Annotated in this window: 17 protein-coding genes; 6 read left to right on the top strand and 11 right to left on the bottom strand. The window is 63.1% G+C overall.

Annotation, left to right across the window (positions count from 1 at the left end):
* Nucleotides 1-39: 39 nt before the first annotated feature.
* Nucleotides 40-651, bottom strand: coding sequence for a LysE family translocator (locus QX034_RS16760; protein ID WP_316195584.1), 612 nt, complete (start codon nt 649-651; stop codon nt 40-42).
* 75 nt (nt 652-726) lie between these two features.
* Entirely contained in the window at nt 727-1,131 is a 405-nt protein-coding gene (locus QX034_RS16755; RefSeq protein ID WP_315701442.1) for a response regulator, read from the bottom strand.
* Between the two features lie 177 nt (nt 1,132-1,308).
* Here QX034_RS16755 and QX034_RS16750 point away from each other — a divergent pair, with 177 nt between their 5' ends.
* Together QX034_RS16750 and QX034_RS16745 are read left to right on the top strand one after the other, a co-directional pair.
* The gene (locus QX034_RS16750) at nt 1,309-2,148 is read left to right on the top strand and encodes an SDR family NAD(P)-dependent oxidoreductase (protein ID WP_316195583.1); all 840 of its coding nucleotides are present in this window, start codon (nt 1,309-1,311) and stop codon (nt 2,146-2,148) included.
* A complete protein-coding gene (locus QX034_RS16745) occupies nt 2,145-2,366 on the top strand; it encodes a hypothetical protein (protein ID WP_315701444.1) in 222 nt (73 codons plus the stop codon). Before QX034_RS16750 ends, QX034_RS16745 begins: the two co-directional genes overlap by 4 nt.
* 665 nt (nt 2,367-3,031) lie before the next feature.
* On the opposite strand, the gene QX034_RS16740 is transcribed toward QX034_RS16745, so the two are convergent.
* The gene (locus QX034_RS16740; RefSeq protein ID WP_315701445.1) at nt 3,032-3,838 is read right to left on the bottom strand and encodes a lytic murein transglycosylase; all 807 of its coding nucleotides are present in this window, start codon (nt 3,836-3,838) and stop codon (nt 3,032-3,034) included.
* 160 nt (nt 3,839-3,998) lie between these two features.
* Here QX034_RS16740 and QX034_RS16735 point away from each other — a divergent pair, with 160 nt between their 5' ends.
* Both QX034_RS16735 and QX034_RS16730 read left to right on the top strand, forming a co-directional pair.
* Nucleotides 3,999-4,511, top strand: a complete 513-nt coding sequence (locus QX034_RS16735; protein ID WP_315728878.1) for a hypothetical protein — start codon at nt 3,999-4,001, stop codon at nt 4,509-4,511.
* 377 nt (nt 4,512-4,888) lie between these two features.
* Nucleotides 4,889-5,221: a hypothetical protein gene (locus QX034_RS16730; RefSeq protein WP_315728879.1), complete on the top strand. Its 333-nt coding sequence runs from the start codon at nt 4,889-4,891 to the stop codon at nt 5,219-5,221.
* A 359-nt stretch (nt 5,222-5,580) separates the two neighbouring features.
* Here the strand turns inward: QX034_RS16730 and QX034_RS16725 are convergent, their stop codons facing one another.
* Nucleotides 5,581-5,955 carry a thiol-disulfide oxidoreductase DCC family protein gene (locus QX034_RS16725; protein ID WP_316196078.1) on the bottom strand — a complete coding sequence of 125 codons (375 nt, stop codon included), beginning with the start codon at nt 5,953-5,955 and terminating at the stop codon, nt 5,581-5,583.
* Nucleotides 5,956-6,179: 224 nt separating this feature from the next.
* On the opposite strand from QX034_RS16725, the gene QX034_RS16720 reads away from it, so the two are divergent.
* Nucleotides 6,180-6,416 (top strand): hypothetical protein, encoded by a 237-nt coding sequence (locus QX034_RS16720; RefSeq protein ID WP_315701449.1) that lies wholly within the window; start codon nt 6,180-6,182, stop codon nt 6,414-6,416.
* A gap of 171 nt (nt 6,417-6,587) precedes the next feature.
* On the opposite strand, the gene QX034_RS16715 is transcribed toward QX034_RS16720, so the two are convergent.
* From QX034_RS16715 to QX034_RS16690, 6 genes are all read right to left on the bottom strand, one after another.
* Entirely contained in the window at nt 6,588-7,127 is a 540-nt protein-coding gene (locus tag QX034_RS16715; RefSeq protein WP_316195582.1) for a hypothetical protein, read from the bottom strand.
* A 73-nt stretch (nt 7,128-7,200) separates the two neighbouring features.
* Nucleotides 7,201-8,139 (bottom strand): DUF817 domain-containing protein, encoded by a 939-nt coding sequence (locus QX034_RS16710; RefSeq protein WP_316195581.1) that lies wholly within the window; start codon nt 8,137-8,139, stop codon nt 7,201-7,203.
* 224 nt (nt 8,140-8,363) lie between these two features.
* The gene (locus tag QX034_RS16705; protein ID WP_316195580.1) at nt 8,364-10,070 is read right to left on the bottom strand and encodes an RNA-directed DNA polymerase; all 1,707 of its coding nucleotides are present in this window, start codon (nt 10,068-10,070) and stop codon (nt 8,364-8,366) included.
* Between the two features lie 410 nt (nt 10,071-10,480).
* Nucleotides 10,481-12,607 (bottom strand): RNA polymerase sigma factor RpoD, encoded by a 2,127-nt coding sequence (rpoD, locus tag QX034_RS16700; RefSeq protein WP_315701452.1) that lies wholly within the window; start codon nt 12,605-12,607, stop codon nt 10,481-10,483.
* 441 nt (nt 12,608-13,048) lie between these two features.
* On the bottom strand, nt 13,049-15,055 hold the full coding sequence (gene dnaG, locus QX034_RS16695; protein ID WP_316195578.1) for a DNA primase: 2,007 nt from the start codon (nt 15,053-15,055) through the stop codon (nt 13,049-13,051).
* Nucleotides 15,056-15,164: 109 nt separating this feature from the next.
* Complete coding sequence (locus tag QX034_RS16690) at nt 15,165-15,563, bottom strand: gamma-glutamylcyclotransferase family protein (protein WP_315701455.1); 399 nt, start codon at nt 15,561-15,563, stop codon at nt 15,165-15,167.
* A gap of 135 nt (nt 15,564-15,698) precedes the next feature.
* On the opposite strand from QX034_RS16690, the gene QX034_RS16685 reads away from it, so the two are divergent.
* On the top strand, nt 15,699-16,502 hold the full coding sequence (locus QX034_RS16685) for an N-formylglutamate amidohydrolase (protein ID WP_316195576.1): 804 nt from the start codon (nt 15,699-15,701) through the stop codon (nt 16,500-16,502).
* Nucleotides 16,503-16,518: 16 nt separating this feature from the next.
* Here the strand turns inward: QX034_RS16685 and QX034_RS16680 are convergent, their stop codons facing one another.
* A complete protein-coding gene (locus QX034_RS16680; protein ID WP_410050912.1) occupies nt 16,519-17,862 on the bottom strand; it encodes a PLP-dependent aminotransferase family protein in 1,344 nt (447 codons plus the stop codon).
* Nucleotides 17,863-17,936: the final 74 nt, after the last annotated feature.

Raw genomic sequence — 17,936 nt, 5'->3', positions numbered from 1 at the left:
TCCACCCGGGCTCTCACCATTATCCGAAATGGGATCGTCCTAGCGATCCGTCAAGGCGAGCCGGGCGCCGAGCAGCGCAAACCCGCCGGCGAAGGCCCGACGCATCCAGCCCATCACATTCGGCCTGGTCACGACCGCGTCGCGGACGCGGGCGGCGAACAGCCCATAAAGCGCGAAGACGACGAAGGTCATCGCCATGAAGACCGCGCTGAGCAGGAGCATCTTAGTAAGCGGATGCGCCTCGTCGGCGGCGATGAACTGGGGCAGGAAGGCCAGGAAGAACATCGACAGTTTCGGATTGAGAATGTTGATCAGGAAGCCGGTGGCGATCACCTGACGGTGCGATTTCGCCTCGGCGCGCGCCTCGACCGAGGGCGCGCCGCTCTCCCGCAAGGTCTGCCAGGCCATGTACAACAGATAGAGCACGCCGCACCATTTCAGCGCGGCGAAAGCCAATGCGCTGGTGTGCAGCACGGCGGCGAGTCCGAAGATCGCGGCCAGCATCGCCGGGATGATGCCGAGCGTGCAGCCGAAAGCCGCGGCGATGCTCGCGCGTGCGCCCCGCGCGAGCGCCACAGAGAGCGTATACAGCACGCCGGTGCCGGGCGAGGCCACCACGATCAGCGAGGTCAGGAGAAATGCGATCGACATCAGAGGCCTCCGGCTGCACTCACCACGCTGCTATCACAGCGCCGGACCCGACGGAAGCATCCGGCAGCCATCCTGCTATTCGCGCCGCCGCGCCTCGGAAGGACCGGCGGCCGTGAGCGCCATTTCGGCCTCGCGCAGCACGTCCAGCGGCGCCCACGGCTTCGACCAGAACTTGGTGTCATCAGGCAACGGCTCCGCCAAAGGCCGGCCCGAGGTCACCACCACGTTGAGCCGCGGCTGGCGCTGCTTGGCGATATGCGCGAGCTCCACCCCGCTCATCCGTCCCGCCAGATTGACATCGGTCATCAACAGCACCACGCGATTGCCGGGCTTGCTGAGAACGAGCTCCGCCGCCTCCGCGCTCTCACAGGCGATCACGTCGTAGTCGCTCTCCTCCAGCAGCATGGTCACCATATCCCGCTGCGTGGGATCATCCTCCACGATCAGGGCCGTGGCGCGGAAGGGCTTCGACTGTCCCATGCGTGTGCCTCCAAATTGTATCTTCACAAAGTAATGTGAGTTAAAAGCGGAACCGTCCGATGGTTCAGTTCCAATATCAAAAAGTCTCACGTCGCCGGCAACGCGTTGGAATACACGAGTCATCATACGAACGCGAGGCGCGCGAGGAACAACAGGCGCAAGGGGGAGCAACAAACAATGACGAGGATCAACGGAACGGCGGCGGCGGTGACGGGCGCCGCGAGCGGCATCGGGCGCGCGCTCGCACAAGAACTGGCGGCACGCGGCTGCGACCTCGCGCTCGCCGATCGCGACGAGGCCGGGCTGGCAAGCATCGCCGATGAGGTCGCCCGGCACGGCAGGAAGGTGACCACGCATCGGCTCGATGTCAGCGATGCCGGCGCGATCGGGGCGTTCGCACAAGCGGCAACCGGCGCGCACCCTTCGCTCAGCATCCTCATCAACAATGCCGGCGTCGCGCTGGCCGGGACCTTTGCCGAAATCTCGCAGGCCGACATGGAATGGCTGTTCAACATCAATTTCTGGGGCGTGGTGCACGGCACGCGCGCCTTCCTGCCGCATCTTTCGCAAAGGCCGCAAGCGCATATCGTCAATCTCTCCTCGATCTTCGGCATCATCGCGCCGCCCGGACAATGCGCCTATGCAGCGGCGAAATTCGCCGTGCGCGGCTTTTCCGAAAGCCTGCGGCATGAGCTCGCGATGGCACAAAGCCCGGTGAAGCTCTCGGTGGTGCATCCCGGCGGCATCGCCACCGCGATCGCGCGCAACGCCCGGTCCGGCAGCGGCATGACCGACAATGCGCGGCGGGCGCAGGCCATCGACCGCTTCGAGAAGCTCGCCAAGACGACACCGAAGGATGCGGCGCTGCGGATCATCAAAGGGATCGAACGCAACGAACCGCGCATCCTGATCGGCAGCGACGCGCGCTTCATGGATCTGTTGCAGCGTCTCATGCCGGGCACCTATTGGAACGTGATGGCGAGGCGGCTCGAGAAGGCGGCGGCGAAGGCGGGGTGACCGAACGATCCTGGCAGATCTTTCGTATCTGCAGTCATCATCCGCCACCGGGTCTCGCCTCCGGCGAGCCGGATGACAGGCTCCAGCGGATGATCCAATATTCCAGAGACAGCAATTATCTCTCGATGAGCCTCGGCGTGCTGGATGCCCCGCATGCGCGGGGCATGACGAACGAGTATGAGGCGGCATTCTCGCGACATGGCATGCCCGAGTCGTGATCGATAATTTAGCGCCCTCTTCAAGCAGAGGACGCAGGGAAGGCCGGGTATCCGCTGATACCCATGGCCCGCGTGCGAAAAAGAATGCACGCGGCGGTTACCACAGGTTTCAGCCGGATGATCCGGCCTTCCCTGCGCGATGGTTTACGGCTTATACGTGATCTCCCCGGGGACCGGCTTTCTTGCCCCCGTCGCGACGATGCGCCAAGGCGCATCGCGCAGGCGTCAGCACCGGGACGCCAGGACCACACGATTTCGCCGTCCGCGCTCACCTCGTTCGTCCGCGCGCAAGCTGCGCGCTGCGGGTGATCGCGTCCATCGCATCTCAGGCCCGACACTCGTGACGGTCGCGAGGCGTCCCTCTTGTGGGCCGAGACGCGAACGATTCTGCAGGTGATTTGCCCGACGACGCAAGCCGACGTGACGCGACAGATTGGCACGACGGGCAATCTGCGCATTGGGCGTATGCGCATGCTCAAGGTCGTCTTCCGGGACGGCCCAGCGGGCCGGGCCCGGAATCCATGGCCACAGGCCAACGCTGTTAGTACGGTCTGCGGGGAGTACAGTCAGCAGGCGAGAGCGCGACATCCGCCGGTAGTTATGGATTCCGGGCTCGTCGCTGCGCGACGCCCCGGAATGACGTGGAGGGTGGGAGGCAACTCCCTTCAGCGTCCCATCAGCTGATCGGCGAAGTACGCGATGGTCTTGCGGTAGATCACCGCCCTGTTCCACTCGCGCATCGCCTCGAAATTGGCGCTGCCTTCCTCATAGGATGCGCCCATCTTGAAGCCGTTGGTGTGGAGCAGGTTCGCGGTCGAGGCCAGCACGTCGGCCACGCTGTGGCGCAGGTCGACGCGGCCGTCGCCGTCGAAGTCGACGCCGTATTTGATGTAGGACGACGGCAGGAACTGGGTCTGCCCGATCTCGCCCGCATAGGCGCCGATCAAATCGCGCAAGGGCAGATCGCCGCGCTGGATGATCTGCAGAGCCGCAAGCAATTCGCCCTGGAACAGCTCGCTGCGGCGGCAGTCATGCGCCAGCGTGGCGAGCGTGCGGACCACCGGCAGCTTGCCCATGTCGCCGGTGCCGAAGTCGCTTTCCAGCCCCCAGATCGCGACCAGGATCTGCCGCGGCACGCCATATTGCTGCTCGATGCGCGCCAGCAGCGCCGCGTGGCGCTGCAGCCGGGCGCGAGCGCCGTTGATGCGGCCGGGGCCGACGCGGGTCGCGACATACTGCTCGAAGGTCTTGTTGAAGGTATAGCGCTGGCGGCGGTCGAAGGCGAGCACGCTGGGATCGATCGTCACGCCCGACAACGCTGAGCTGATCGTGCTGGAGGAGATGCCGGCCGCCTGCGCGTCCGCCGACACATTGGCGATGAAGGAGTTGAAATCGCCGCCACAGCGGGCGGCCTGCGCGGACGTTGCCGCAACACAGGCCGCGAACAACACAGCCAGACGACGGATCAGCATGCACAGTCCTCATGATCGGTATCGGGAAGCGGATCATGCCATGGCCGCAACGGTGGCGTCAAAACGGCAGAGGTCGCAATCTCCGCCCGGAATGCGCTTGATCCGCGTCAATACTACGCCACCGCTCGCCCTTAAGCTCGCCGCCAAAAGGAGAGACGCCATGATCGGAATTACCCTGACCGCCGACCAGATCCGCAGTGCCCCGCCGGAGGTGCGGCGCTGGATCGAGCATCAGGTGCTGGCCGGACTCGGGCTCGCTGCGGATGCGCCGCCGCAGCCGACGCTGCCGGCACAGAGCGCGCATCTGGTTGCCCTGAGCACCGACGACGCCGCGAAAGTGCTTTCGCAGATCGAAGGCATGCTGCCGGCTGTCAACGTCTTCTTCGAATTCGCCCGGCCCGGCGTCTCGCTCGGCCAGCCGCCGGTGATGATGGTCCGCCTGATCGACATCCTGCATCACACGCGGCTGCAGAACATCGGCCAGGTCATGGCCTGCCTGGAAGTGATCAACCGCGCGCTCGCCGAGGTCAGGCACGATCCATCGGTGCGCTTCTGCGGCTTCGACAATGAGGGCCATTGCCTGATCGCCCCCGAGACGCAGCGCGCCATCGCGAGCGTCTGGCAGACGGTGATCGCCAAGCAGCATGGCGTGGCCGAAGGCGAGGCGGCGTAGGCCGGGGCTCGCCGCGGGCTCAACACCAACAACATTGACGCCGTCGTTCCGGAGCGCAGTGAAGTCAGCGAAGTCGCGGACCCAGCGACGCCATTGCACAGCATGGAATCTCGCGCAAATCTCCATCGGTCATTCCGGGACGCGCTCGAAGAGCGCGGGCCCGGAATCCATAACCACAGGCCGGGAATTTGTTGCGCAGACCTTCCTCCATCGTGCTCGAAAATGTTTCCCTGTGGGCATGGATTCCGGGCTCGCTCGCTTTGCGAGCGCCCCGGAATGACGTGCCCCTATCGTGTACCGCGGAGCGGGCGCCGACCTTGAACGCGCTGCTATCGATGCTAGAGTTGATGCGCTCACACGATCACGGATGACGAGCGATGGCAAACCGGACGCCGAGAAAGCGCAGCCTGTTGCGGCTGCCGCTGTTTCGATTGCTGGCGATCAACCTGGCGCTCGGGCTCGGCATGGCCACGCTCCTGGTCGGCGGACTGCTCGCGCTCAATCCGGGCGGCCTGCGCCATCTGATCTTCACCGACCGTTCGCCCGGCGTGGCGCTCGGGCTGTTGCTGATGTCGTTCTTCATCACCTTCGGCTCGACCGCGATGGGCACCGCCATCATGGCGCTGGGCCGTCGCGAGGACGATGACGGCCCACGTGGCGGCACCCGCGCCCACGCCGCCGCCGCGCTGGTGAAGGCGCAAGGGCACTAGGCCTGAGATGTTGCCGCACTGACGGTGAACTCCCCTCCCCCTTGCGGGGAGGGGTTGGGGGTGGGGGTCCACGCGCGCCGAACTTCGTTGGGTGCACCTGACATTTTCAAAACGCCGCGGGTCAAGGAACGCGGGATGCCATCCGGCCGCTTGCTCCAACGCGAGCTCAAGCACGCGCGCGGCTACGGTGACATTGTGCGCCGATGATCGCGGACCTCCCAACAGACCCCGCCCTCATCATGGTGAGTCGGACTCGTAGACCCCCACCCCCGACCCCTCCCCGCAAGGGGGAGGGGAGCGGACCGCAATCGCGGTGACAGGCTCCCCATCCAGTCGCGGGCTCGCCGCTCACCCGCTTCTCACCAATGCCCCTTCCACCTGTTCCAGGCGAACAGCGCGTCGGCAATGCGGTCGTAGCCGAAGCGCGTCAGCGGCCGGATCGCGCGGTTGCCGAGCAGCGTGGCGAGCCAGCCCTCGCCCGGCGTCAGCTTCCACAGCAGCAGCGCAACGTCCGCGCCCGTGATCAGCCGCCCCTCCTCGTCGGTCGCATGCAGCCGGCGCCTGACATCATCGACATCGGCGCCGTGGGCGGCCAGCGCCTCCGGCTGCTCGTTGATGTCCCTGAACGCAACGCGGCCGGACTTGACCAGCGCCAGCAGCTTGTTGCGCTGCCAGTCGATCCCGGCATCGCAGACCGGACAGCGGGTGTTGTACCAGACGGTCAGTTGCGGCATGGACATGGGCGTCTCGTCGGCCTCGGTTTGCTGCCATCAAGGCACTTTCATCGGGCAAAATCGAGGAGTTTGCAGAGCGACCGGCGGGGCGCGGCGCTGGCGCGGCCACCCGCTCCACGCCGGCGATTCTGCGAAACCCATATGACGGGCCGCGCAAATTCGGGCAGGGGATAGGCATTTTCTTGCGTTGACCGGGCTGGCCTCCCCGCCGTAAACGGCCTGCTATGGCGAAAAAACCCGGCAGCAATCCCAAAGGCGAATTCGCCTTCTTCAACGTCACGTACGAGGACGGCTCGCAGCGTTCCAACCGGCGGGTGCCGGCCGAGCTGCTCGGCGGCCTCGACGGCGACGAGCCGGCGCGCGGCTTCATCATGGAGCAGGACCGCGAGATCGCCGAAAAATCCGGCCGCCCGCCGCTGCAGATCAAGAGCCTTGCCCGCGTCGGCGCGAAGAAGAAGTAGCACAGCCTCAGCTCCGTAGGGTGGGCAAAGCGCGAAGCGCGTGCCCACCGAGATCCGTGCGCCCTCTAGACGGCGGGAACGGCGCCGGTTGATCGACGGCGCAAGCTGCAACAGCGGACACGCGCCTTTGCCCACCCTATATCCGCTGCATGACATCGATTTGCCAGCCGATCACGCGACCTTAAACGCCTGCACCGCCTGCTGCGCCCGCCGCTTCAGCCTATCCGCGAGATGCACCTCGCCCGCGCCGATCGCAGCGTTGGCTTCCTTGAGCACGCAGGCTTCGACCGATAGCTCGACGGGTACCTTCTGATTTGCAGCCATCCAATGCGCGACAGCGGCCCAGTCCCAAAGCGGACTGTCCGAGGTGACCTTGGCAACCGGCGCAGGAAAGTTCTTTCCACGACTTCCCTTGAAATAGTTGCTGATCGCAGCCCGCGTCAGGCCTGTCCGCTCCGCGATATCAGCAAGACTCACGAGCGGATCTGGTTCGATGCGATCGACCGCAGCACCTGCCGCACGGACGTTCTCGATTGCGGACGCAACGGCCTCGTCGATCGTGTCGGCCTCCCGGGCAAAATCGAGGATGATATGTCCCTTCTGATAGGCCACGAGTGCATCGTCGCATCCGGCATCGTAAAACCGGTCACCAAAATCGTCCGCCTCCGGATCAATGCCCGAGGCGATGATGCTGAACTCAAACGTCTTCATCATCTTCCTCCCTTATCCGGTGCGGGCATCAGGTTAAATAGAGAGCCGTTAACAATTGTCAACACAACGGTTTCTATGCCGCTTCTCGCTCCGGCTGCTGCGCTATCGCACCCTCCTCCCGCACCTCCATCTCCGTCGACCGGTTGATCAGGCTGACCAGCGTGTAGCTGATGATCAGCAGCAGGAACCACGAGCCGAGCTTGGCCGGCGACACCATGGCCCAGCCGTGGGCCTGCTGCGGATAGAGCCAGACCCGCGTGAAGGTGCCGATGTTCTCCGATAGCCAGATGAACAGGGACACCAGCAAGAGCCCGAGGAGCAGCGGCATCGCGCGATGCACGCGCCAGACCCTGAAATGAACGGTGGCCGGGCCGATCGGCAGCGCAGATACAACGAACAGGGCGAGGCACAGATCGAAGCCGTAATGATCGAGGAAGAAGTTGAGATAGATCACCGCGCTTAAGCCGATCAGCCAGCGGCGCGGTGGATGATTGGTGAAGCGGAAATCGAACAGGCGCCAGACCCGGCAGAGATAGCTGCCGATGCAGGAATACATGAAGCCCGAGAACAGCGGCACGCCGCCAAGCCGGATCAGGCTCGGCTCCGGATAGATCCAGGAGCCGGTCGCGGCCTTGAACAGCTCCATCGCGGTGCCGACGAGGTGATAGACGAGGATCACCTTGGCCTCCTCCCATGTCTCCAGCTTTAAGGCGAGGAGCATGGCCTGGACGGCGAGCATACAGAGAAAAAGAAAGTCGTAGCGGGCGAGCGGCGCGTGCGCTGGATAGAACTTCCAGGTCAGCAGCATCAGCGCCACCGCGATGCCGCCGAACAGGCAGGCGTAAGCTTGCTTCACGCCGAAGCGGAGGAATTCATAGAGGAAGGCGGTCCAGGACCCCTGCGCCGCGCGCGTCGCGAGCCGCGCCTCAGCGGCAATGAAAGGGCGCAGCGGCGCCCAGATGGCGGCGGCGCTGTCGTGCGCCGCGGCCGATGAAAACTCGTCGTCATGCATGGGAGTCGGCGTCCAGTGAGACGCTAATTCCTAGCAGTCGATCGCCCAACGCCGTCTGCGCAAAGTTCGGCCTCTTGCGGCAAGGACACGGACATTTGCGGACAAGACGTCTTGTCGGCCAACCGTGACACCTCGACACCGCCTTTTGGCGCGAGAGATTAGTGCACTATCACCGTAACCGAGCCCACCGAGATCTGCGCGGCTCTAGACGGTGGGCAAAACCTCTACGGAACGATCAATTCATAATATTCATCAGCGAGTGCCCACTGATGAACCTTTTTCAAATGAGTGACTGCGGTCGGAACCAAATCAAGATTATGCAAAATCGATAACAACATCAAAAACTTCGCATGCGAGATTAGATTCGGCAGAGACGGATTCGGCGCCTGGATAAAGTTTTTCACTGCTGTATAGCCCACAGTCCCTGAGGATAGTTCCATATGAAACTGTAGAACAGAATTGGACCAAGCATTGCCAGCGCGCCGGAGGATCGCCTCAAACTTTGTACGCAATGACGAGCCGACAAATCGAGACCAGAGCCCGGCCACAAGCCTAGAAAGGTGCTCTTGGGTCACCCACAAAGAAACCGTACTTTCGATCAACTTCATCAATTCGATACTCGAACCATATTTCGAAAGCAGCCAAATTTTCGAGTAGAGCCCCCAGCTCGACGATTCATCTAAATAGCCTGCAATAATACCTATTTGGTCATCGACTTCCTTGTTCCTCTCCAATCGAGCCGCGACAATTGCCACAATGACATCCATCCTGGATGCATCATCCACCAATAATCTCTCTACAAATAGATTTTTTATTAGATGAAGCTTGGCTTCTGGCGCCAAACGATTCTGCCACCAGTTAAGCACCGTAGGACGAAGCGATGGCCATCCAGATAAGAGAGAAAAGAAGAGGTCATTATCGAGATCGACATGAAGCATCCGAGCGAAATTGATCGTTCTTTTGAAAATCTTCTCGCCGTTCCCGCTCACAAATGCGCCCCTTCTTACACCTCCGCGTATCGCATATCCTACTTGTCGGACTTCGCGCTCCAATGAGTCGCCAGCTGCTTTCTTGAGATCGATTTTCTTAGCCAGTTTATCGAGTAAATGATTTTCCCTGATCTTGTAATGCTCATAAGCCGCGCTCTCGGTTAAAATCCTGGTCTTACCTGAATTTAACCTGATCTGACGGGTTTGGAGCGCTAGATCTAGGTCACGGAGGATCTCTTTGGCCTCCGAAAAGCTATCGACACCGATGTCGATGTCGTCCATGTAGCGGGCAAAATCGATACCTTTTCGAAGCGAGAGAAACTCATCGATTTCGAACAAAAAGGAATGCGCAAGAAGACGAGGAGCATCTAGGTTCGCCTGCGGAAGACCTATGGGAACGCGCGGCATATAGTCGGGCTGCCATAGCATCCAAGACAACGTGTACAACAGAAGATCGAGAGCATGCTCCCGAGCCAAAGATAAGTCAGCCAAGATATTCCGCAAATGATCGTAAGAAATAGAGTCGAAGTAATTGGCTATGTCTGTCGCAATGATAAACTTCTTTTTTGTCGCAAAGCCAAAAATCGATTCTTGGAAAGCCAGCCACGCATTCATAGAGCCATATGGGCTCGGGTCGTCCTCCTGACTCTTCTTCGAAAAATGCTGGTCGCTCGGAGCGTAAAATGACTTGTTTGTCGGAGCCTTGGTACGGATCTCAGCCCAAAGTGCATCGGATAATGTCTGAAGAATCAACGCATCCTTGGCTGATGGAAGCACTAATTGGCGACAAAGGCCCTTAGATTTTTCCGATAAAAACCGGATCGGGCTATGCGGGGTATATGCGCCAGTCAAGATCTCAGATGCGATCGTGTTACAGATCGCATCAAGTCTGACGTGAAAATCGAGATGCTCGATTGGATCTGGAATTGGTTGGCGGCGCATCGCGTCTCGGACCCGTGACTTCCAGGTCATTTTTAAGCGAGGCACGTTTATAACCTCGCTTAAGTTCTTAGCTTTGATGGGAAACTTTGGAGAGTGCATTCTTGAACCGCAGAGAGCGCGACCATGCCCGGAAATGCAGCCATAGGATGATGGTGGAACAAAATTACTTGGTAGGCTAGTAGCTCTCTATCTAACCACAGCTAAATGCTCACCAATATCGAATGACCTACGCGTGTACAATTAACATACTCAGGTCTTCGCCTAAAAGCCCGATCATTCTTGATCGCAGTTAGCGGACCTACAAGCGAAGCGGTGTGCGAACACTAAGGAAAAACAAAACCCGGGTGTCGCTTCGGTCACCCGGGCTACAAAAGAAAGCGGCGGGCTTTCGCCCGCCGCTTTTGAACTGATCAGTTATCCAAGAAGCTCCGCAGCTTCCTCGACCTCGACGGATGCTTCAGCTTGCGCAGCGCTTTCGCCTCGATCTGACGAATACGCTCGCGGGTCACCGAGAACTGCTGGCCGACCTCTTCCAGGGTGTGGTCTGTGTTCATGCCGATGCCGAAGCGCATGCGGAGCACGCGTTCTTCGCGCGGGGTGAGCGAGGCCAGCACGCGCGTGGTGGTTTCGCGCAGGTTCGACTGGATCGCCGCATCGATCGGCAGGATCGCGTTCTTGTCCTCGATGAAGTCGCCGAGATGGCTGTCTTCCTCGTCGCCCACGGGGGTCTCGAGCGACAGCGGCTCCTTGGCGATCTTCAGGACCTTGCGCACCTTCTCCAGGGGCATGCCGAGCTTCTCGGCCAGTTCCTCCGGGGTCGGCTCGCGGCCGATCTCGTTGAGCATCTGGCGCGAGGTGCGCACGATCTTGTTGATCGTCTCGATCATGTGCACGGGGATGCGGATGGTGCGGGCCTGGTCGGCGATCGAGCGCGTGATCGCCTGCCGGATCCACCAGGTGGCGTAGGTCGAGAACTTGTAGCCGCGGCGATATTCGAACTTATCGACCGCCTTCATCAACCCGATATTGCCTTCCTGGATCAGGTCGAGGAACTGCAGGCCGCGGTTGGTGTATTTCTTGGCGATCGAGATCACGAGGCGAAGGTTGGCTTCCACCATCTCCTTCTTGGCCTGGCGCGCCTCGCGCTCGCCCTTCTGCACCGAGTGCACGATCTTGCGGAATTCGACGATCTCGAGCCCGGTCAGCGCCGCCAGCGACTGCACCTCCTGGCGCAGCTCCTTGATGCGGTCCTTCTCGTAATGGACGAAGTTCTTCCAGCCCTTGGCCGAGAGCTTCGAGACGCGGTTGAGCCAGCGCGGATCGAGCTCCGAGCCCTGGTAGTTGCGCAGGAAGTCCTCGCGCGCCACGCCATGGCTGTCGGACAGCCGCATCAGGCGGGTCTCGAACGAGACCAGCTTCTTGTTGATGTCGTAGAGCTGCTCGACCAGGGAATCGATGCGCGCCTGGTTCAGCCGCAGCGACTTCACCTCGACGATGATCTCGTCCTTCAGCTTCTTGTACTTGCGCTCCTGCGAGGGCGAGAGCGACTCGCTCTGCAGCTGGTTCTGGATGTCCTGCTCCTGCAGGCGGCGCAGCTTCTTATATTCGCTCGCGATCTTGTCGAAGGTCTCGACCACCTTCGGCTTCAGCTCGGCCTCGATGGCCGCGAGCGACATCTGGTTCTCGAACTCGTCGTCCTCCATGTCGGCTTCGGCTGCGGCCTCGCCCGGATCCTTTTCCTCCACGTCAGCGGCGGCAGGCGCGGGACGGAACGGGGTCGGCTGCGGGGGAGCGGCAGGCGGGGCGACAAGAGCCGGTGCGGCGCCTTGCGCCTCGGGCGGATCGGCCTCGGCCGTCTCGCCGTCACCGCCGTTGGGCGCGGCGATCGCGGGATTAAGTCCACCCTTGGATTCAGGGCCGGCATAGGTGGCTTCGAGATCGATGATGTCGCGGAGGAAGATCTTGCCTTCGTTGAGCTCGTCGCGCCAGATGATGATGGCCTGGAAGGTCAGCGGGCTTTCGCAGAGCCCTGCGATCATCGCCTCGCGGCCGGCCTCGATGCGCTTGGCGATCGCGATCTCGCCCTCACGCGAGAGCAATTCCACCGTGCCCATCTCGCGCAGATACATGCGCACGGGATCGTCGGTGCGTTCGCCCGGCTCCGACTTCTTGACCTCGGTGACGGCCTTCTGCGTGATCTCGACGAGCTCGTTGTCGGTCTCGTCCTCGGCCTCGTCCTTGTCCTCTTCGCCCTCGGCGTCCTCGGCCTCGGTGACGTTGATGCCCATGTCGGAGAGCATCGACATGATGTCCTCGATCTGCTCGGGCGAGGTGGTGTCGGACGGCAAGACTTCGTTGAGCTGATCGAAGGTCACGAAGCCGCGCTTCTTGGCCTGCTTGATCATCTTCTTGACGGCGGCGTCCGACAGGTCGAGCAACGGGGAAGGCGCATCGGTGGCGTCCTTCTCAGGCGTATCCACCGCCTTGTCGTCCTTTTCCTTGTCTTTCACCTGCAGCGTCTTTGCCTTCGTGGCCATTCATTGCTCCCGAAACGCGCCCGCTTTGCCTGTGGCAATCTCGCACCTTGGCATTGCGGCACCCGCCTGATCTACTTACTGTCCTCGACGCGGAAAGGGTGGCGCACTTTTACGTCGCCACCCCCTAATTTCTGTCACCGGTGTGTCGCTTTAAGGCCCGGCGAAAGCTTTTTTGCACACGGCATGGTCTTACCATGCGACGTCTTACCCTGCGGTGTGCCTGCAAAAGCGATACCGGTTTACAGTCGGACGACGCCCGCCGTTACGCCATCCAACGTAACGCGGCTGCCGACGGCCCCAGCGACCCCACTCCTGAAAATGCTCCGGACCCCTTAAACTTCGCTTAACCCTGTTTGTGCAGCCAAACCATGGGTTTGGCGAGTCATTTCGCGAGGCCTGGCGTCGCAAGGCCTGGTGGCGGACCGTTCGACCGGATGTGCGCTACACATTCCGGCTGAACCGGCCGGACAGTTCCCCGAAGCCCTCGATGAGCGCTTCGGTCCCGTCCATCTCGGCCATTCTGGCCTTCACGTCCTTCAGCCAACCCAGATTTGCATCGCTCGGGTCGTCCCCAAGCGCCAGCTCGGCGTCCTTCAATTCCCTAAATAATGTGTGCCACTGCCGATGCAAGGCGACCAATTGATGCCAGGTGGCAAGAACGTCCGCGCGCGCTGCGCCGGGCCCGACCGCCCAGACCGCGGCGGTGGTGATCGCACGCTCAACCCTTTGAAGAATTTGTAAAAATCCGGCCGCATCGAGATCGGCGCGCATCTTCTCGGCCTGCTCTTCCGGATCCGGCGAATGGTGGTGGTCATGCGCGAAGGCGGCGATGATGGCGGCGCGCAGCTTGTGCGCTTCCATGTGCGGAAGTTCCAGCGCGGCCGCCTCCTCCAGATGGTCGTGCAGGAGCCAGGGATGATTGACGAGGCAGAGCAGGATCAGCGCCTCGCGGCGCGAGATCGCCGAACGCTGGCCGCGCATCAGCGGGCTGGCCGCGAGTTGCGGGCTCGCCGCCTGGTACGGTCCGCGGCCCAGTGGCGCCCCTGTGGATAAGCCGCCGCCGCGGCGGGGGCCTGTGGACAACCGTCCAGATGACTGTCCCAGAGCGGGACCGCGCGGGGCAAAACGGCGTCCTGATTCGGCACCGAAGGAGCGGCCGAAGCCGCGGCCACCTTCGGGAGCGAAGGCGCGCCCCAACCGCTCGGAGAGATCCTGGCGGTAGTAGCGGCGCACCACCTCGTCGCCGATGCCATTGGTGAGCTGGCCGATCCGCGCCTCCAGCGCCGCGCGCCGCTCCGGCGTATTGAAGCTGCCGCCCTCGATCTCGCGGCTCCAGATCACCTCGGCGAGCGGCTTGGCCACGGCCAGCACCTCCTCGACCGCGCCGCGGCCGCCCGAGCGGACCAGATCGTCGGGGTCCTGGCCTTCGGGCAGCAGCGCAAAGCGCAGGCTCTTGCCGGGCTTCAGGTGCGGCAGCGCGAGGTCAGCGGCGCGATAGGCGGCCTTCTGTCCGGCGCGGTCGCCGTCGAAGCAGAGGATCGGCTCGTCGACCATCTTCCAGAGCAGCGCGAGCTGGTTTTCCGTCAGCGCGGTGCCGAGCGGCGCCACGGCGCCTGGAAAGCCCGCCGTGACCATCGCGATCACGTCGACATAGCCCTCGACCACGATCAGGGCGCTGCCGTTATGCGTCGCCTGGCGCGCAGTGGCGAGGTTGTAGAGATTGTCGCCCTTGTGGAAGAGCGGCGTCTCCGGCGAATTGAGATATTTGGCCGGAACGTCCTTCTCCAGCGCACGGCCGCCGAAGGCGATCACGCGGCCTCTGGCATCGGTGATCGGGAACATCACGCGATCGCGGAAGCGATCGTACGGCACCGGGATGTCGTCGCCGCCGATCAGCAGCCCGGCTTCGACCATGTCGGTGACGGGAATGCCGTGGGATCCTAAGAACTCCTTCAGCGCGAAGCGTTCGGGGGGCGCATAGCCGAGCCGGAATGCGAGCTGCGTCTGCGGCTGGATCGCGCGATCGGCGAGATAGCCGCGCGCTTTCGCACCCAGCCGCGAGGCCAGCGTCTCAGCGAAGAATTTCGCCGCCAGCTCCATCACGTCATAGAGAGACTTCCGATGCTGCTCATGCCGCGCGGCATCCGGCGTCGCCACCGGCAGCGCCAGCCCGGCGAGGCCCGCCAGCCGCTCGACGGCTTCGGGAAAGGAAACGCCCTCGGTCTCCATCACGAAGTCGAAGATGTTGCCGTGCTTGCCGGAGGAGAAATCGTGGTAAAAGCCCTTCTGGTCGTTGACGTAGAAGGACGGCGTCTTCTCCTGCTGGAACGGCGACAGGCCCTTGAATTCCCGCCCGGCCTTCTTCAGCTTCACGCGGCGGCCGACCACGTCCGAGACCGGGAGCCGGGCGCGGAGCTCGTCGAGAAATTCCTGCGTGAAGCGGGCCATAGGGTTGGGGGCTGTCTCCGGCCGATGCCAAGGTACTAGGCATATAGGAGCAGTTCACAAAATGTGAACTTAATCGCCGTTGTACGGGCTATTCACAGGGCTCCTGGCATCAATGCTCCAGGAACCTGCCCGAACCGATCCGCGGCAGCTCCGCGACCGGCCAGTTGTAGAGATAGGTCCAGGCTTCCCGCGAGCTGCCGTCGGCAAGCCGCACATCGAGCAGCCGCCGCACATATTCGGTGGGCTCGGCAAAGCCCTCGCCGCAGGCTTCATACATGTCGAACTCGGCCAGCAGGGCGAGCGGCTCGCGCAGGCGGAACAGCTCGCCATGCACGATGTCGGCGGCATCGTCGGAGAGCACGAGGCCGGGATAGTGCTTCACCAGATAGAGCCGGCCCTGGCAGCGGGCTTCGCCGAGAAACTCGGCATTGGCCGCGAGCAGCCGCGCCATCGGATGATCGAAGCCGCGCATCAAGGTGCCGTAAACGAAGAGCAGGTCGGAGGTCATGCGGCTCTATAGCCGCCATCGCGAGCGAAGCGAAGCTCGGCGGGGCGACGTCAAAGCCACGAGCGTGCCCGGATGGACTTTCGTCTGCCCGATTTTAGGATCATCATCTCGTCCCTGAAGGCCCCGAATCACGTCATGACTGTCCAAGGCAACGCCGCCGCATCCACCCTGCTCGGGGCCGATGAGATCCCGCCTGTGCTCGAACGGAATGCGGGCGGCCGCTCGCCATTCCTGTTCGCCTGCGATCATTACGGCCGGCTGCTGCCCCGCGCGCTCGGCGACCTCGGCCTGCCCGCGAGCGAGCTCGAACGTCACATCGCTGTCGACATCGGCATCGCCGGCGTGGCGGAGGCCGTGTCCGACGCGCTCGACGGCCATCTGATCGCGCAGCGCTATTCGCGGCTCGTGATCGACTGCAACCGACCACCGAAGGCGCCGAACGCGATCCCGATGATCAGCGAGCACACCACGATCCCGGGCAATGAGGGCCTGACGCACGAGGCCGCCGAGCTCAGGCGCCGCGCGATCTTCGCTCCGTATCATGACCGCATCGGTGCTGTGATCGAGGCGCGCCAGCGCGCCGGCCAGCCGACGTTGCTGCTGGCGCTGCACAGCTTCACGCCGGTCTATGCCGGCATCAAGCGGCCCTGGCATGTCGGCACGCTCTACCAGCGCGACCGCACGCTGCCGCCGCTGCTCCTACAGACATTGCGTGCCGAGCCGGAGCTCGTGGTCGGCGACAACCAGCCTTATGCCGTCAGCGAAGCAACCGACTACACCATCCCGGTCCATGGCGAGGCGCGCGGGCTGATCAACTCCGGCATCGAAATCCGCCAGGACCTGATCGCGGACGCGGACGGCCAGCAGCAATGGGCCGAACGGCTGGTCCGGATCTTTGGCGAGATCGAAGTGACCCTGCGGGCGCAAGGTCTGGTCTGAGCCCGCGCGGAGCGGCCTACTCCGTCATGTCGCTCTCATCGGGCCTTGCGGCGAGCAGGCCGGCAAGACGCGTCAAGGCAATACGCAGCTCGCCGTGGCTCGGCAGCCCGAGCGCGAGGCGCACTGCATTGGGCGAATGTCCATGCGCGATGGCAAAGGCGCTGGCCGGCGTGATCGCGATGCCGGCGCGCGCGGCGGCCGCGGTCAGCGTTTCGGCGCGCCAGCCGTCCGGCAGATTGAGCCAGACGTGATAGGAGCGCGGATCGGCGTCGATGTGATAGCCCGCCAGACATTCGGTCACGATCGCCTGCCGCGCCACCGCATCCGACCGCTTGCGCCGCGTGATCTCCGCCGCGGTGCCGTCGGCCAGCAGCGCCATGCCGGCGGCCAGCGCCAGCGACGTCACCGACCACGCGCCCGTGCGCACGGTGACCGCGAATTTTTCGCGCAGATGCGAGGGCACATAGAGAAAGCCCACGGCAATGCCCGGCGCCAGCCGCTTGGCGAGGCTGTCGACGATCACCGCGCGCTCCTCGGCCTGCGAGGCGAGCGGCGCCGCATCGCTCAGGAAACCGTAGACCAGATCCTCGATGATCATCAGGTCGAGCTTGCGGACGATGCGGACGATCTCCTCGCGCCTGGCATCGCTCATGGTGTGGCCGAGCGGATTCTGCATCACCGGCTGGAGGTAGATCGCGTTCAGCGCGTGCGCGCGATGCGCCTTGACCAGCGCGTCAGCACGGATGCCCTCGCCATCCATCGCGAGCGGCACCAGGGTGACACCGAGCCGGGCGGCGATGCCCTTGATCATCGGATAGGTGACGGCTTCGACTCCGAGCCGACCACCGACCGGGACCAGCGCTGACACGGCCGCCGCCAGCGACTGCCGGCCGCTGCCGGCGAACAGGAAATTCTCCGCCCGTGGCCGCCAGCGATCGGTCGCGAAAAAGCTCGCGCTGGTCCGCCCGGCCTCGGCCAGGCGGCGCTGGGTGATCGGGGCCAGCACCGTGCCCAGCACGTCCGGCCGTTGCCAGCTCTGCAGCGATTTGGCGATCAAGGCAGCCTGGTCGGGCAGGGTCGGAAAATTGAACTCGAGGTCGATGCGGCCATCGAACGGCTCCAGCCGCAGTGCCGGCAACAGCGCCTGCGTCTCACCCGCAACAAAGGTGCCGCGGCCGACCTCCCCGACGACGAGGCCCCGGCGCAACAGCTCGGCATAGACCCGTGCCGCGGTCGAGGCGGCAATGCCCCGCTCATAAGCGAATTGCCGCTGCGGCGGCAGCCGGTCGCCGGCCTTGAGCCGGCCGTTGGCGATATCGGCTGCGATGGCGTCGACCAGAACGGTATACGAAGCATTCATGCTATATTGCTCCGAGTGCAATGTTTTAATTGCACCGAACATTGTACTGCGCGATTGCTCTCCGAACAATGAAG

This window comes from Bradyrhizobium sp. SZCCHNR3119 (assembly GCF_032487775.1).
Taxonomy (GTDB): domain Bacteria; phylum Pseudomonadota; class Alphaproteobacteria; order Rhizobiales; family Xanthobacteraceae; genus Bradyrhizobium.
The sequence above is the reverse complement of the archived record's forward strand: the minus strand, read 5'-3'. Positions and strand labels throughout refer to the sequence as shown.

What these genes read in the sequence shown, in the direction of transcription:
- dnaG (WP_316195578.1), bottom strand. Translation starts at nt 15,055, where the DNA reads ATGGCCCGCTTCACGCAGGAATTTCTCGACGAGCTCCGCGCCCGGCTC.
- QX034_RS16690 (WP_315701455.1), bottom strand. Translation starts at nt 15,563, where the DNA reads ATGACCTCCGACCTGCTCTTCGTTTACGGCACCTTGATGCGCGGCTTC.
- QX034_RS16760 (WP_316195584.1), bottom strand. Translation starts at nt 651, where the DNA reads ATGTCGATCGCATTTCTCCTGACCTCGCTGATCGTGGTGGCCTCGCCC.
- QX034_RS16740 (WP_315701445.1), bottom strand. Translation starts at nt 3,838, where the DNA reads ATGCTGATCCGTCGTCTGGCTGTGTTGTTCGCGGCCTGTGTTGCGGCA.
- QX034_RS16710 (WP_316195581.1), bottom strand. Translation starts at nt 8,139, where the DNA reads ATGCATGACGACGAGTTTTCATCGGCCGCGGCGCACGACAGCGCCGCC.
- QX034_RS16685 (WP_316195576.1), top strand. Translation starts at nt 15,699, where the DNA reads ATGACTGTCCAAGGCAACGCCGCCGCATCCACCCTGCTCGGGGCCGAT.
- rpoD (WP_315701452.1), bottom strand. Translation starts at nt 12,607, where the DNA reads ATGGCCACGAAGGCAAAGACGCTGCAGGTGAAAGACAAGGAAAAGGAC.
- QX034_RS16705 (WP_316195580.1), bottom strand. Translation starts at nt 10,070, where the DNA reads ATGCGCCGCCAACCAATTCCAGATCCAATCGAGCATCTCGATTTTCAC.
- QX034_RS16755 (WP_315701442.1), bottom strand. Translation starts at nt 1,131, where the DNA reads ATGGGACAGTCGAAGCCCTTCCGCGCCACGGCCCTGATCGTGGAGGAT.
- QX034_RS16730 (WP_315728879.1), top strand. Translation starts at nt 4,889, where the DNA reads ATGGCAAACCGGACGCCGAGAAAGCGCAGCCTGTTGCGGCTGCCGCTG.
- QX034_RS16680 (WP_410050912.1), bottom strand. Translation starts at nt 17,862, where the DNA reads ATGAATGCTTCGTATACCGTTCTGGTCGACGCCATCGCAGCCGATATC.
- QX034_RS16715 (WP_316195582.1), bottom strand. Translation starts at nt 7,127, where the DNA reads ATGAAGACGTTTGAGTTCAGCATCATCGCCTCGGGCATTGATCCGGAG.
- QX034_RS16750 (WP_316195583.1), top strand. Translation starts at nt 1,309, where the DNA reads ATGACGAGGATCAACGGAACGGCGGCGGCGGTGACGGGCGCCGCGAGC.
- QX034_RS16725 (WP_316196078.1), bottom strand. Translation starts at nt 5,955, where the DNA reads ATGCCGCAACTGACCGTCTGGTACAACACCCGCTGTCCGGTCTGCGAT.
- QX034_RS16720 (WP_315701449.1), top strand. Translation starts at nt 6,180, where the DNA reads ATGGCGAAAAAACCCGGCAGCAATCCCAAAGGCGAATTCGCCTTCTTC.
- QX034_RS16735 (WP_315728878.1), top strand. Translation starts at nt 3,999, where the DNA reads ATGATCGGAATTACCCTGACCGCCGACCAGATCCGCAGTGCCCCGCCG.